The sequence below is a fragment of the Moraxella lacunata genome (assembly GCF_002027545.1).
Lineage (GTDB): Bacteria > Pseudomonadota > Gammaproteobacteria > Pseudomonadales > Moraxellaceae > Moraxella > Moraxella lacunata.
The window spans coordinates 45,550-59,512 of sequence record NZ_MXAN01000081.1; the positions used below are offsets into that span (position 1 = coordinate 45,550).

The window sequence follows — 13,963 nt, forward strand, 5'->3', positions numbered from 1 at the left end:
TGTCAGATGACTTTGCTAAACCGTCCGCTATGCTTTTGGGTTAGATATTCATCAAAGACCATTGCCACGTTACGCCCCAGTATCCGCCCTTTGGGTAGGATTTGTACGCCGGTTTCATCGATAAAGACAAGCCCATCTTCTGCCATTTGGTGTAGGTTTGCCAGCTCTGGCTCAAAATAACGGCGACTGTCAATGCCGAATCGCTCATCAACATCGGCAAAGTCCAAGCGGTCATGGCATAATAAGTTCATGATGACATAACGGCGCAGCTTGTCCTTTTCATCTGCCCTGATGTGCTTGACGGCAGGGAGCGTGCCGTCATTAATGCGTGCTTGATAGGCTTTTAAATCAGTGGAGTTTTGTAGGATATGCTCGCCAATCTGACTGATACTGCTGACCCCAAACGAGAGTAGGTCGCACTCGCCCAAGATGGCATAGCCTTGAAAGTTGCGATGGAGCTTGCCTTGGCGTTGGGCGATTGCCATGTCATCATCAGGGCGGGCAAAATGGTCAATGCCAATGTACTGATAACTTGCGTCCGTGAGTGCCTTGATGGTGTTGCCAAACATGGTGAGCTTGTCGGCAGGACTAGGCAGGTCGTCATCTTTGATACGGCGTTGGGCGGTAAATCGCTCGGGCAAATGGGCGTAGTTAAACACCGATAAGCGGTCAGGGGCTAGGGCGATGATTTTGGCGACCGTGTCCGCCATGCTCGCCACACTCTGATGGGGCAGACCATAAATCAAGTCAATATTAATCGAACCAAAGCCCAGTTCTCTGGCTTCACGCATGACCGCCTGCACCATGCTGTGGGGCTGTACACGGTTCACGGCGATTTGCACGGTCTCGTCCAAATCCTGCACCCCAAACGATAAGCGATTGACCCCCAGCGAGCGTAACACCGCCAAAGTCGTCTGTCGAAGCTCTCGTGGATCAATCTCTACCGAATAATCCCCGTCATCAGCAAAGTCAAATTCATCTTGTAAAAACCGCCACAATATGCTTAGTTCATCATCGCTCAAAAAGGTGGGTGTACCGCCCCCTAAATGGACTTGTTTGACCTTTGCATTACCGTTTAGCAGGGATTTTTTATGGCGAATTTCTCTAAACAGATAGTCTAGATAATCGCCCGAGTCGCTGTTTTTCTTGGTGATGATTTTGTTGCAACCGCAGTAATAGCACAGATGACGGCAAAAGGGGATATGAATGTAGAACGATAGGGGGACGGCAGGGTCTTTTTGTTGTAAAATGCTCATCTCCACACCGTCTGCAATGGGGGCAAACTCTAAGGCGGTCGGATAGGACGTGTAACGGGGGCCTTGACGGTTGTATTTTTGAATCAAGGCTTCATCAAAGCTGACTTGGCTAAAATGGTGCATGGCGGTTGTCAATAAATGGGTATTGGAATGTTATTATAACTGTTTGGGCGGTGCGAGACAATAATACTTTTGGGGATTGACAGGATATGAAAAGCACGCCCAACAAAAGCATTGTTTAAAAATGCCAAAGCGGTGCGGATTGGGGGTAATTGGATTAATTGGCAAATTTATTCAATGAGTAAAACAAAACCCCAAAACAAAAGTTCTGGGGTTTTTAAGTAAGCTGTTAGCTTAGGCTAGGGCAGACTTTGCTTTTTCGCAGATTGCCGTGAACGCTGCTGCGTCATGCATGGCGATGTCTGCTAGGATACGGCGGTCAATCTCAATGCTTGCCTTTTTAAGACCATTGATAAGACGGCTGTATGACAGACCATTTAGACGAGCACCTGCATTGATACGAGCAATCCACAGACGGCGGAAAGAGCGTTTTTTGTTACGACGGTCTCTATAAGCATACTGACCTGCTTTCATTACCGCTTGTACGGCAACACGATACACACGAGAGCGTGCACCATAGTAACCTTTTGCACGAGCCAAGACTTTTTTATGACGGCGGTTAGCCTGTACACCACGTTTTACACGAGCCATTATATTCTCCTAGATATTAAATGTATGGGCACATACGGCGGATTGATGGAACGTCAGCGACGTGAACCATGACGCAACCACGAAGTTGGCGGATACGCTTAGGAGATTTTTTGGTCAAAATGTGGCGTTTGAACGCTTGTTTGCGTTTAAAGCCGTTGGCGGTTTTTTTAAAACGCTTTGCCGCACCACGTTTGGTTTTTAGTTTTACTTTCATAAGTAGCCTCTTTATTAAAGGTTGGCAGACCAACCGATGAACCTTTTTGCCAATTTATTTTTAAAAAATAAATAGCGGAAGGTGGGACGTGTATTATAAAGGTTTTTTGGTTGGATTGCAATACTTAACAACAATCAAAGGTAAAAAACGCCTTATCAAAACGCAAATTCGCCAAATCATCAGGGTGGATAAAGAAATTGCCCACGCCACAATCGCCCCACATCAGCTCCACGCCTTCATCGCCATATTCGCTGGCTAACTGAAACAGTAGCACATAATCAGACAGTGGCTCGCTGTGCTCCCAGCCACGCACGTCATCTTGGGTAAAAAACGGATAACCGCCCACACGGTGCGACTCGGCTTGTGTCCATGTGTCGTACTCGCTGTGTAGCTCCCAATTGTAGTTGCCTTGGTCGGCTTTGTCGTTTAAAAATTGAGCAAGGTTTGGCACGGTCTCATCAAATTTAAAATCAAATGCGGTAACAGCTTGGGGCATGGCTTCATCAAAACTGATGCGATAAGAGAGTCCTGTGGGAAATGGCAGGGCGTATTCATCAGTATCAACGTCAATGTCTGTTTGCAGGGCGTTGATGTCGTCAAGCACATGGGCGTGATAGATGAGTTTGTAGCCTGTGCGGTCGGTTAGGTCATCAAAGTTGATACCAAAACAATCATCGTTATTGGCGATAAAAAATTGCAAAATGCCCGATGTCGGAAAATCAGGCAAGGCAGGCATTTGCCCAAAGTTAATCTGTGCCAAAAACGCCATAGGCTTGCCGTCCGTGCCTGTCGGATAGCTGTGATCTTTTGGCAGATAAGGCATACCGCCAACCTTGCTATCAAACGGTGTGGCAGGGTCGGTAGATAACGTCAAGCGAACGGACGGACGCATGGACGCAAAAATCTCATCGGCAAATGGGGCAAAGGCTTGGGTTAGGGTCATGGGTTGTCCTTAATTGTGGTGGTATGAATGGTTATTATGGCACGTTTGGGCGGTGGAGACAATGGCAAGTGATTTTATTTGGCATTTGCTTTATAATACCCCTTTTTTATCCGCCAAAATCACGACTAACCAACTTCCCAAAAACGCCCTTATCAAGGCTCTGCCCCCTGCCGTTCAGCGGTTTATCGCTCGCTTTTTTGTAACCCGTGCTTTTGTGTGGCTCATCTCCATTGCCTTTACGCTCTTTGTTGGGGTGAGCAGTTTTTGGCTACTGATGGCGTTATGGGTGCATAAGCCCTTTGGCGAGCTGGGTACACAAGTTTTTATGGTGTTTTGGGCGTGTTTGGCAATGAGTTTAACGGGCTTTTTTATCACTCGGACGATTTTTAGACGGCGGACGGATTTGGCGGTGTATCTTGTCTGCTTTGGTGTGGGGCTTGGGTGGTATTTTGGCATGGACGCAAAAAATGACCGCATTTGGCATGATGAAGTCGCCAAAATCATTCAATACGAACAGCAGGGCGATATGGTTACCCTGCACAATGTGCGTAATTTTCGCTGGTACGATAAAGACAAATACGATGTAAACTGGGAAACTCGCCAGTATAACCTGCAAGAGCTAGAAACCTTTGAGCTTATCATCTCCGATTGGGGTTTGGATAAAATCGTACACACCATGGCAAGTTTTGGCTTTAAAAATGGCGAGAAATTAAGCTTTTCTATTGAAATTCGTAAAGAGTCGCATGAGAGCTTTTCGGCGATTGGGGGATTTTTTCGCCAGTTTGAGCTTGGGCTTGTGGTGGGCGATGAGAAGGATTTGATATACAGTCGCACCAACGTGCGTGGCGAAGATGTGTACATTTATCCTGTTGATTTATCAAAAGAAAGCGTGCGTGAGCTGTTTTTGCTTTATTTACAAAAAGGCGAGAGTCTCAACCACGAAGCCCGTTGGTATAACACCTTAATTAGTAATTGTAGCACGCTCATTTTTGATATGATGGCACAAATTGAGCCGATACCGATTGACTATCGGGCGTTATTGGCAGGCTTGTTGCCCGAATATTTGCTTGATGAAAAGGCGATTGATACTCGTTATACGGCTGATGAATGGCGAGCGATGGCACACGCCAATCCGTATGTGGGGCATTTGATAAAAACTGATATGGACAGCGATAAGTTTTCAAGATTGATAAAGCAAGGGCTACCAACACAGGGGGAGAGATGATAAATTCTTTATTTCAAAATAGCCGATTTTTGGTGTATGTGATTGTTTTTACTTCATTTTTATCATCTGTCATACTCTATATCATGTCGCTCAACATTTTGTTTCATCTGTGCCTATCCTTTGTGATGGCGGTGCCTGATACCGCCAAATCAGGCAAACAGTTGGCGGTAACGCTCTTAAAGGTGCTTGATATTGGGCTGATTGCCTTGGTGTTTCAAATTACCAGTATTGCCTTGTACCAATTTTTTATTTGCAAAAAAGAAATGGTGGATTCTCGTTTTTTAAAGGTGCTACACATTCACGATTTTCATGATTTAAAAAGTATACTCATGCAAGTGGCGGTGCTGATTTTGACCGTGATGTTTTTGGAGCAAGCGGTGGAATATGGGGCAACGCTTGAAACTTTGTATTTTGCCCTGTCGGTGTCGTGCGTGCTAGTGGCGGTGGTGTTTGTGATTAAAAATTTGAAATCATCATCGCACGATAAGACGGATTAACCATCATCTCCTATTTTGTGATAAAATATCCCAAAATAGGAGATGATGATGAGCTGGCTTGATGATTTAACATTTAACGCCGATGGGCTGATTCCCGCCATCGCCCAAGACCACGCCACGGGGCAAATTTTGATGATGGCATGGCAAAATGCCGAAAGTTTACGCCTGACGGTAGAGACAGGCACGGCGGTGTATTTTAGTCGCTCTCGTGGCAAGATTTGGCACAAGGGCGAGACGAGCGGACACACTCAAATCGTTCATGAGATTCGCACCGATTGCGATAGAGATGTGATTGTGCTTATCATCACGCAGATTGGGGGGGTTGCGTGCCACACGGGGCGGACGAGCTGTTTTTTTGAAAAATTGGACGTGGCGAGCCTTGATTGGGTGGCGGTGGATAAGGTCATTAAAGACCCTAGTGAGATTTATGGTGATGCGGTAAAAGTGGACGCACCGCATACGCTGATTAAGCCAGATAATAGCAAAGTCATTGGCGAGCTTGACCGCATCTTAGATGAGCGAAAAACTGCCGACAAAGACAGCTCTTATGTGTCAAGCCTATACCACAAAGGGCTGAATAAAATCCTAGAAAAAGTGGGCGAAGAGACGACCGAAGCGATTATCTCCGCCAAAGAATTACAGCTTGTGCGTGCCACAGGCGACAATGACGAACACGCCAAAGCGGACGTGGTCTATGAAGTGGCGGATATGTGGTTTCATAGCCTTGTGGCGTTACACCAGTTGGGGCTATCAGGCGATGATGTCTTGACCGAGTTGGGACGGCGATTTGGTTTGTCGGGTATTGATGAGAAAAATGCACGCACGCCAAAGGGCTGATTTCATCATTTTGTCAAAATTTTATGTTAGACTAATTTTTTAAATTTAAAAGGGTAATATCATGGGCGGATTTTCTATCACACATTGGCTGATTTTATTGGTGGTGGTGGTCATCGTGTTTGGCACGAGTAAACTTAAAAACGCAGGCAAGGACTTAGGCTCTGCCGTCAAAGGCTTTAAAGATGCGGTCAAAGAAGATGATAAACCTAAACTCACCCAAACCAATGATACCCAAGACGTTAAAGTAGAAGAGATTAAGGTCAAAAAAGACGAGACGGTCTGATAGGCTATGTTTAATCTTGGGCTGTTTGAGCTTGGGCTGTTTGGGGTCATCGCACTCATCATCTTGGGCCCTGAAAAACTCATCATCACCGCACGCACGCTTGGCAAATGGTACGGTAATTTTCGCCGTATGTCAGCACGCCTACAAAGTGAGCTGGTGAGCGAGCTTGAACTCACCGAAGTACAAAACGCCCTAAAAGCAGAGATTGACGAAATTCGTGCGTCCGAAGCCAAGATGAAAGCCCAAATGCAGGAGTTACAAACCAAAATCCGCCAAACCGACCAAATGGCACGCACTAATCAAAGTGCGATTTTGGATAATTGGCAAGAAATTCAAGATACTAAGCAGGACAATCAAAACGCTGACACAAAAAGCACAAATCCCCAACCCACGCCCCAATACGATACCTTACCTTTAACTTATCGCTTTTTTTTATTGGGTGATTATGATAAAAAACGCCGTCTACCCCCTGCCCCATTTTTACCTAACCATAAAGCTGACAGGCTCCTATATCGGAGGGGTGTGTGAGTGAGTTAGACAGACAAAGCACAGATGATGGCGATATGTCACTCATGGCACATTTTGCCGAATTAAGAACCCGATTTATTTACATAATCATGGCGGTGGTAGCAGTGTTTTTGCCACTTATGTATGTGAGTCGTTCTTTGTATGACCTGATTTCAAGACCACTTGTCGCCTTGTTGCCTCACAATGCCAGCATCATCGCAACTCAGGTGGCATCGGGGTTTTTAGCGCCGATAAAACTTGCTTTTTTTACGGCATTATTCATTTGTGTGCCTTTTATCATCGCTCAGATTTGGGGTTTTGTCGCCCCCGCTCTTTATAAGCATGAGAAAAGGGCGGTTATACCTTTGTTGTTGTCCGCCATTGTGCTGTTTTATGTGGGTGTGGCGTTTGCCTATTTTGTGGTGCTTGTTCCTGCTTTAAAGTTTCTTGTGTTGTTCGCCCCTGATAACGTGCTACCGATGACGGATATTGAGAGTTATTTGGATTTTGTTATCAAGCTGTTTTTGGTGTTTGGACTGATGTTTGAGATACCTGTGGCGACCATGCTGTTGGTGCTGATGCGTATTGTAACCCCCAAACAGCTTGCCACGAAACGCCGATATGTCATCGTAGGCTGTTTTTTTGTCTCAGCAATCATCACACCCCCCGATGGAGCAAGCATGCTCATGCTTGCCATTCCCATGTGTATCTTGTTTGAATTGGGGCTTATGGCGGCAAGCATGTTCATAAAGTCCGATAAATCAATCGCCCAGTGATATAAGCACAAAAGATAAGGCTTCATGAGATTGGCATTAACCAACAATTTGATGATGTCTTTGCACTGGTAAGCCCTTGCACTGATAAGATAAATGGTTTTGGTAATTTTTGATGGTTTATGCTACAATACCAAAAATTTTAGCCGTCATCATTTTATCTTATTCATTCTATTTTGGCACAGTCATGTCCATTGAGCTACCCCCATACCGACCGATAAAAAAACGCAGTGGATTGGCTGTCATGGGTGCAGCGTTTCATGCCCTGCTCATGCGTGAGTTACAGACCCGTTTTGGCAGTTATCGTTTGGGTTATCTGTGGGCTCCCTTAGAAGTCATTTTGCAAATGGCGATTATGATGATTATCTTTGGAGCCATCATGAAACGTGCCTTGCCTGGCATGGATTATATGCTGTTTTTGGTGGCAGGGTTTGCGCCGTTTTTTATGATGCAAAAAATCGCCACTCGCTCACTAGGAGCGGTCTCTGCTAATGCAGGATTACTCATGTATCGGGCGGTACGGCATATTGATGTGATTATCGCTCGCTCGTTTTTGGAGCTGGTGATTTATTTTATCACTTTTGTCATTTTATTGTGTGGACTGGCGTTTTTTGGGGTTGGGTTTAGTGTGGCACATTTGGATATGGTGCTACTTTGTTGGCTGATGATGTTCTTTTTTGCTTTTGGACTTGCCATGATACTCATGATTGTGGGGCATTATGGTGGTGAGCTTAGTAAAATCATCAGCATCATCTTTACGGTGTTATACTTTGCATCAGGGGTGATTTATTCGGTACATATGGTGCCTGAGCCGTATTTGTCATACCTGATGTACAACCCATTCATTCACAACTTAGAAATGATAAGACATTCACTCTCGCCCACGTATCCGATTTATCATGTAGACATGTGGTATTTTGTCAAATGGACGATGTGTGTCAATTTTTTGGGACTGCTGCTATATAAAGCTTTTGAGCGTGATTTGATTCGTGCCAAATGATGATACAGACATGATTGAGATTAAAAATATAACCAAATCTTTTATGACCCCACACGGTCGCCATTATCTCTTTAAGGGGCTAAATCTGACGATTGCCCATAAGCAGTCGGTAGGACTGCTTGGACGAAATGGGGCGGGCAAATCCACACTGCTACGCATCATCTGTGGGTTGGACACCCCTGATGAGGGCGACGTGCTGACTGACAGCACCATCAGTTGGCCTGTGGGTGTGGCAGGAGGCTTTCAAGGCAGTTTGACAGGCAGACAAAATGTCCGCTTTGTGTGTCGTCTGTATTCTAGTGGTGATTATATTGATGAGAAGATTCGTTTTGTTCAGGAATTTGCTGATATTGGCAAATACTTTGACATGCCAGTCAAAAGTTACTCATCAGGCATGCGTTCACGACTGACTTTTGGGCTGTCGCTTGCCTTTGATTTTGATTATTATATGTTAGATGAAGTCAGTGCGGTCGGTGATGCAGCGTTTCGTAAACGCAGTGAAGAGATATTAGAAGCTCGCCGTGAGCAGGCGGGATTTTTGATGGTGTCGCATAATCTAAAAGAGATTGAGAAAAACTGTGATATTGGTATTGTACTGATGGATCAAACCGCCAAAGTTTTTGCTGACCCCAAAGAAGCCATTGAGGTGTATAACGAATATGTTCATAAAGCTAAAAAATAAGCGTAATCGCCCAGTTGCTACCCTATTTATATGGGTGGTGGTTTTGCCGTGGCTTGCCATCAGTGCTTATACACTCGTATTGGCTCACCCACGTTATGTCAGCACATCCAACGTGGTCATCAAGCAAGTCTCCGAGCAGGGTGTATCCGCCACAGGCATCTCATCACTGCTTGGGGTGAATAACACCAACCGTGAAGATGCTCTGTATCTGACCAAGTACATCTTATCTGATGATATGATAAATAAGTTAGATACAGAGTTTAAGTTTCGTGAAGCTTATCGCATTAATGGCGTGGATTTTATCAATGAAATCCCTGCTGACGCAACCCAAGAAGAGTTGCATGAGTATTTTCAAAAGCGGGTTTCGGTATCACTGGATGAACTTAGCTATATGCTTACAGTAACAACCGAGGGTTTTGAACCAGAATATGCTCTAAGGCTCAACCAAGCCATCTTGCGTGAATCGGAGAAGTTCGTCAATCAAGTCTCCAAGGACACAGCTGGCGAACAACTTGCCTTTGTTTCTGCCCAGGCCGCCGAAGCGGAACAAAAACTCAACGATGCCAAAAGAGCTGTCATTGACTACCAAAACCAAAATGAGATTTTTGATCCACAGCTTAACGCCCAGATGGTCAATCAGGTCATCGCTACCTTGCAGGGACAGTTAAGTACGTTACGCACCGAAGAGCGACAGCTGCTTAGTTACCTAAACCCAGAGGCTCCGCAAGTGGTGAGCCTGCGTAGTCAGATAAATTCAGTAGAAAAACAAATCAAAGATGAGCAGGCCAAATTAACATCATCACAAGATGCCAAGCTAAATGCCAAAGCATTAGAATTTGAGACCCTAAAAGCAGAGGCTGAATTTGCTAATGAGCTTTATAAAATCGCCTTGAATTCTTTGGAGAGTTCTCGAGTTGAGGTCATGCGTAAGATTAAAAATCTGGTGGTCATCACCTCCCCTCATCGGGCAGAAGATGCTCTCTACCCTCGCATGGGCTATGTTTTGGGTACATCATTGGTGTTGCTGCTCATCTTGTATGGTTTTATCGTGTTGGTGTTGGCGGTCATCAAAGACCATGCCAAATAATGGAAAATAAAACAATGAAACATTTGCTAACAAAAATACCCTTAGCCACTGCTTTGATGCTAAATTGCGTTGCCATTGCCAACACCAATTTTGCCATGGATAATAATACGGGCAGACTGGCAGGGGTGGTTAATGGCAAAAATGTACCATCTCAGGCAACCACGGCCGAAGCGGTGGCGATGGCAAGCATGCCAACTCATGCCATCATTCATAACAATCCTGTCATTCAAAATGTCAAAACGGACGTACGTATTTTTGGTGAACAGCTCTTTCGTGGGGCGTTTTCTACCACGTCAGGCTCCACTTTTAATGACAACTATGTCATCAATGTTGGTGATAATGTGCAGGTGCGAATGTGGGGGGCGTATCAGTACGCCGCCACGATGACCGTTGACCCGCAGGGTAATATCTTTTTGCCAAATGTCGGGCCAGTACGCATTGCAGGTGTGAGAAATGGACAACTACAAAGTGTGGTACAGTCGGCGATAGGGCGGATTTACCGCTCTAATGTGGGCGTGTATGCGTCTTTGGAGCAAGCTCAACCTGTCAAGGTATTTGTCACAGGCTTTGTCAATCAACCGGGCTACTATGGCGGACTGGCGGCCGATAGTGTGCTGTCGTATCTTGACCGTGCAGGGGGCGTGGACCCTAAGCGTGGCAGTTATATTGATGTGCAAATCCTGCGTGGCGGTCAAGTTGTCCAACAAATTAACCTGTATGATTTTCTTATCATGGGTCGCTTGTCGCCCTTTGCGTTTAGAGATGGGGACGTGATTAATGTCGCTCCCCAAAAGCAAACCTTTGCCATCTCAGGTCGGGTGCAAAACGAATATGTCTTTGAGTTTGGGGTCAATGACTTGACCATCTCGGACGTACTCGCTGTTGCAAACCCCTTGCCAGATGCTACCAACGTTAGCATTACCCGAGCCTCAGGCAAAGCCAAGACGGCAGAGTACTATGCTCTAAATGAAGCACGAAATATCCCTGTCCAAAATGGCGACACGCTCGTGGTCACCTCCGACCGCCATGCAGGGACGATAGCGGTGCAAGTCACGGGGGCTCATAAGGGCAATGGAGCGGTGGTGTTGCCGTATGGGGCAAGATTAAAAGACGTCATCGCCCAGCTTGAACCGTCTAGCCTTGCCAATGTCAACAACCTGACCATCTATCGTGAGTCAGTCAAGGCAAGCCAAAAAGCATCCATCAACCGAGCCTTAGACCGCCTAGAAGAGATGACACTGGCTACTCAGTCCACAACCCGAGAAGAGGCACAGTTGCGTGCTGAGGATGCCAAATTGGTGGGGCAGTTCATTGCCAAGGCTCGCCGTATTGAGCCGACAGGGCGTGTGGTGGTGGTGCCAAACTCATGGCAGGACATCATCTTGGAGCAGGGCGACATCATTCATATCCCTGCCCAAACGTCCGTCATCACCGTAAATGGACAAGTGCGTAACCAAGGGGCGTTGACCTTTAATGCTGATTTGACGGTGGGCGACTACATCGCCAAATCGGGCGGATTTGATGACAATGCCGACAGCGATGAGATTTTGGTCATGCACCAAAACGGCGAAACCAGCGTGGTTAACACCGCTTATCGCATACAGCAGGGCGATGAGATTATGGTGTTGCCAAAAGTCAAAACTCGCCGTGTTGAGATTGCTCGTGGTATTGCACAGGTCATCTATCAGCTTGCTGTGGCGACAGGTGTGATTGTCAAGCTCTGATGGTGCGTTTGTCTTGTGCCACACGAGGGATTATTAAAAATAATCCCTTACTTGGCGTGGCACTTGGGGCGGATATTGTTTATCAAGACAAAACCGTCCAAGCCGTCATCGCATGGGGACAAAAACCAAGCCGTAGCAAGGCGACCGCTTTTGCAGATACACACAGCTTACCACTTATCACAGTAGAAGACGGCTTTTTACGCTCGCTCGGCAGTGGCATACACAGCGTGGGGGCGAGTTTTATCAAAGACGATTTGGGCGTGTATTTTGACCTAACTACCCCCAACCGTTTGCAAGCACTCATCGCCGATTGCGTGGCACAGTGGAGTGATGACAAAGAACGACACGCACAGCAGTTGATTAACAAAATCATCAGCCATAAACTCTCCAAATACAACCAAACCACCACTGCCCCTGATTTATCCATCTTGGCAAATAACGACAAGCCCCACATTATCATCATTGACCAAGTGGCAAATGATGCCTCCATCACCGGAGCAGGGGCGACTGCGGATAATTTTTTTGCCATGCTTGTCCACGCCAAAGAGCGTTATCCCGATGCTAATATTTGGATAAAGGCACATCCTGCTGGCAAGGGCTATTTTGCCCCGACCGACATCGCCCCGCCGTTCTATCTAGATACACCCTGTAACCCCATCGCCCTTATCCGTCAAGTCCAAGCGGTCTATACGGTCAGCTCACACATGGGCTTTGAGGCGTTAATGCTTGCCAAAACGGTACATAATTTTGGCGTAAATTGGTACGCAGGGTTTGGTTTGACCGATGATGATTTTGTTAAAAATACACCGATATATCAAAATCTTATCCGTCATTATCAAGCATTAAACATCACACAGGCAAGCCTTAGCCAGCTTTTTTATGCCAGTTATGTGCGGTATAGCCATTATGCCAATCCTGTCACAGGGGGTGCGTGCGACATTGAGACGGTGATGGACTATCTCATCACCAACCGTGATTGGCAAAATCAGCTCGGTAGCGAACTCCTTGTTTACGATTTTAGTCGCTGGAAAGTGCCATTTGTGCGGGGGTTTTTGGGGTTTGATAAGGTAAATTTGACCATTAAGCCCAAAACCAAATGGTGGTTTTTTTTGCCGTATGGTATCAATGAAAAACGTGCCAAACGTGCCGATAGTCAGATATTTAATACTTTATCAAACACTACTAATTATGTCGTGTGGGGGCAAAAATCCAAACGCCTGTTAAAAGATAAACTTGCCCAACGTGGCATGACAAATCCTGCCATTTGGTGCATGGAAGACGGCTTTATCCGCTCAAATGGCTTGGGAGCAACACTCATCGCCCCGTTGTCGGTGGTTATGGACGATGTGGGGGTTTATTTTGATGCAACCGCTCCGAGTCGTTTGGAGCGGATTTTAAGCAGTATTTATCTAACTGATGATGAAATACAGCGTGCCAAACATTTGCACGAACTGCTTTTAACCAAACGAGTGAGTAAATACAACGTCCCCACCAAAAACCATGATTTTATCAGACAAATCAATAGTTTAAAATCAAACCGTCCCATTCGCCTGGTGGTCGGACAAGTTGAAGATGATGCATCTGTACAGACGTGTACGAGCGTGATTAAAAAAAACAGCGAGCTTTTGGCAAGGGTGCGAGCCGATTTTCCTGATGATGTGATTATCTACAAACCGCACCCCGATGTGGAAGCAGGGCTACGGGTCGGCAAGGCGGACAATCATCATCTGGCGGATGTTATCGCCCACGATGTCGCCATGCCTGATTGTTTGGATGTGTGTGATGTGGTGCATACAATAAGCTCTTTGACAGGGTTTGAGGCCTTACTGCGTGGCAAGTCGGTGGTGTGTTATGGTTTGCCGTTTTATGCAGGTTTTGGGCTGACCGATGATGTGATTGAGCCTGATAATATTTTAAAAAACAATGCCTTAAACAGACGCACCCGCCCCAATCTGCCTGCCTTGACGCTAGATGAGCTGATTTATGGCACGCTTATTAGTTATCCTATGTATCATTTGCCACATGGGGTAGGACTTGCCACGCCCGAGCAAGTGATTGAGTATTTGTACAATCAAGACCATACCGCCAAGCCAAGTCTTGCCAAACGACTGACCCAAAACGCCAAAACCACCGCCATGCAATTACGCAAAATCATCATATGGTAAAAAAAATTGTATAAAAACTATGATAAAATACATCAGCCAACTGTTTGTATTTTAATCAG

The 13,963-nt window shown here is 45.9% G+C and carries 15 protein-coding genes; 11 read left to right on the forward strand and 4 right to left on the reverse strand.

What is annotated here, in order from left to right:
* Positions 1–2 precede the first annotated feature (2 nt).
* The 4 genes from hemN to B5J94_RS10870 all read right to left on the reverse strand — a co-directional run bounded on the left by hemN (position 3) and on the right by B5J94_RS10870 (position 3,124).
* Complete coding sequence (gene hemN, locus B5J94_RS10855; RefSeq protein WP_062498395.1) at positions 3–1,379, reverse strand: oxygen-independent coproporphyrinogen III oxidase; 1,377 nt, start codon at positions 1,377–1,379, stop codon at positions 3–5.
* Positions 1,380–1,610: 231 nt separating this feature from the next.
* A complete protein-coding gene (rplT, locus tag B5J94_RS10860) occupies positions 1,611–1,967 on the reverse strand; it encodes a 50S ribosomal protein L20 (RefSeq protein WP_029102390.1) in 357 nt (118 codons plus the stop codon).
* A 16-nt stretch (positions 1,968–1,983) separates the two neighbouring features.
* Complete coding sequence (gene rpmI / locus B5J94_RS10865) at positions 1,984–2,181, reverse strand: 50S ribosomal protein L35 (RefSeq protein ID WP_029102391.1); 198 nt, start codon at positions 2,179–2,181, stop codon at positions 1,984–1,986.
* 124 nt (positions 2,182–2,305) lie between these two features.
* Positions 2,306–3,124 (reverse strand): YwqG family protein, encoded by an 819-nt coding sequence (locus B5J94_RS10870; protein ID WP_062498394.1) that lies wholly within the window; start codon positions 3,122–3,124, stop codon positions 2,306–2,308.
* A 13-nt stretch (positions 3,125–3,137) separates the two neighbouring features.
* On the opposite strand from B5J94_RS10870, the gene B5J94_RS10875 reads away from it, so the two are divergent.
* The 11 genes from B5J94_RS10875 (at position 3,138) to B5J94_RS10925 (ending at position 13,904) form a co-directional block, all read left to right on the forward strand.
* Complete coding sequence (locus B5J94_RS10875) at positions 3,138–4,349, forward strand: Lnb N-terminal periplasmic domain-containing protein (RefSeq protein ID WP_143821977.1); 1,212 nt, start codon at positions 3,138–3,140, stop codon at positions 4,347–4,349.
* Positions 4,346–4,846, forward strand: coding sequence for a YqhA family protein (locus B5J94_RS10880; RefSeq protein WP_062498392.1), 501 nt, complete (start codon positions 4,346–4,348; stop codon positions 4,844–4,846). Before B5J94_RS10875 ends, B5J94_RS10880 begins: the two co-directional genes overlap by 4 nt.
* A 48-nt stretch (positions 4,847–4,894) precedes the next feature.
* Positions 4,895–5,683: a bifunctional phosphoribosyl-AMP cyclohydrolase/phosphoribosyl-ATP diphosphatase HisIE gene (gene hisIE, locus B5J94_RS10885; protein WP_373280015.1), complete on the forward strand. Its 789-nt coding sequence runs from the start codon at positions 4,895–4,897 to the stop codon at positions 5,681–5,683.
* A gap of 61 nt (positions 5,684–5,744) precedes the next feature.
* Complete coding sequence (gene tatA, locus B5J94_RS10890) at positions 5,745–5,966, forward strand: Sec-independent protein translocase subunit TatA (protein ID WP_062498390.1); 222 nt, start codon at positions 5,745–5,747, stop codon at positions 5,964–5,966.
* A 6-nt stretch (positions 5,967–5,972) separates the two neighbouring features.
* Positions 5,973–6,494, forward strand: coding sequence for a Sec-independent protein translocase subunit TatA/TatB (locus B5J94_RS10895; RefSeq protein WP_062498389.1), 522 nt, complete (start codon positions 5,973–5,975; stop codon positions 6,492–6,494).
* Positions 6,491–7,249, forward strand: coding sequence for a twin-arginine translocase subunit TatC (gene tatC, locus B5J94_RS10900; protein ID WP_373280014.1), 759 nt, complete (start codon positions 6,491–6,493; stop codon positions 7,247–7,249). Before B5J94_RS10895 ends, tatC begins: the two co-directional genes overlap by 4 nt.
* Before the next feature lie 184 nt (positions 7,250–7,433).
* On the forward strand, positions 7,434–8,246 hold the full coding sequence (locus tag B5J94_RS10905) for an ABC transporter permease (protein WP_062498402.1): 813 nt from the start codon (positions 7,434–7,436) through the stop codon (positions 8,244–8,246).
* 10 nt (positions 8,247–8,256) lie between these two features.
* On the forward strand, positions 8,257–8,928 hold the full coding sequence (locus B5J94_RS10910; RefSeq protein ID WP_062498401.1) for an ABC transporter ATP-binding protein: 672 nt from the start codon (positions 8,257–8,259) through the stop codon (positions 8,926–8,928).
* A complete protein-coding gene (locus tag B5J94_RS10915; RefSeq protein WP_062498388.1) occupies positions 8,906–10,015 on the forward strand; it encodes a hypothetical protein in 1,110 nt (369 codons plus the stop codon). The genes B5J94_RS10910 and B5J94_RS10915 overlap by 23 nt, the downstream gene beginning before the upstream one ends.
* A gap of 14 nt (positions 10,016–10,029) precedes the next feature.
* Positions 10,030–11,739 carry a polysaccharide biosynthesis/export family protein gene (locus tag B5J94_RS10920; RefSeq protein WP_062498400.1) on the forward strand — a complete coding sequence of 570 codons (1,710 nt, stop codon included), beginning with the start codon at positions 10,030–10,032 and terminating at the stop codon, positions 11,737–11,739.
* Positions 11,740–11,741: 2 nt separating this feature from the next.
* Positions 11,742–13,904 (forward strand): capsular polysaccharide biosynthesis protein, encoded by a 2,163-nt coding sequence (locus B5J94_RS10925; RefSeq protein WP_211271087.1) that lies wholly within the window; start codon positions 11,742–11,744, stop codon positions 13,902–13,904.
* The last annotated feature ends 59 nt before the right edge of the window (positions 13,905–13,963 follow it).

What these genes read in the sequence shown, in the direction of transcription:
- hemN (WP_062498395.1), bottom strand. Translation starts at nt 1,379, where the DNA reads ATGCACCATTTTAGCCAAGTCAGCTTTGATGAAGCCTTGATTCAAAAA.
- B5J94_RS10880 (WP_062498392.1), top strand. Translation starts at nt 4,346, where the DNA reads ATGATAAATTCTTTATTTCAAAATAGCCGATTTTTGGTGTATGTGATT.
- B5J94_RS10905 (WP_062498402.1), top strand. Translation starts at nt 7,434, where the DNA reads ATGTCCATTGAGCTACCCCCATACCGACCGATAAAAAAACGCAGTGGA.
- B5J94_RS10915 (WP_062498388.1), top strand. Translation starts at nt 8,906, where the DNA reads ATGTTCATAAAGCTAAAAAATAAGCGTAATCGCCCAGTTGCTACCCTA.
- B5J94_RS10870 (WP_062498394.1), bottom strand. Translation starts at nt 3,124, where the DNA reads ATGACCCTAACCCAAGCCTTTGCCCCATTTGCCGATGAGATTTTTGCG.
- B5J94_RS10910 (WP_062498401.1), top strand. Translation starts at nt 8,257, where the DNA reads ATGATTGAGATTAAAAATATAACCAAATCTTTTATGACCCCACACGGT.
- B5J94_RS10920 (WP_062498400.1), top strand. Translation starts at nt 10,030, where the DNA reads ATGAAACATTTGCTAACAAAAATACCCTTAGCCACTGCTTTGATGCTA.
- tatA (WP_062498390.1), top strand. Translation starts at nt 5,745, where the DNA reads ATGGGCGGATTTTCTATCACACATTGGCTGATTTTATTGGTGGTGGTG.
- rpmI (WP_029102391.1), bottom strand. Translation starts at nt 2,181, where the DNA reads ATGAAAGTAAAACTAAAAACCAAACGTGGTGCGGCAAAGCGTTTTAAA.
- B5J94_RS10895 (WP_062498389.1), top strand. Translation starts at nt 5,973, where the DNA reads ATGTTTAATCTTGGGCTGTTTGAGCTTGGGCTGTTTGGGGTCATCGCA.
- rplT (WP_029102390.1), bottom strand. Translation starts at nt 1,967, where the DNA reads ATGGCTCGTGTAAAACGTGGTGTACAGGCTAACCGCCGTCATAAAAAA.
- hisIE (WP_373280015.1), top strand. Translation starts at nt 4,895, where the DNA reads ATGAGCTGGCTTGATGATTTAACATTTAACGCCGATGGGCTGATTCCC.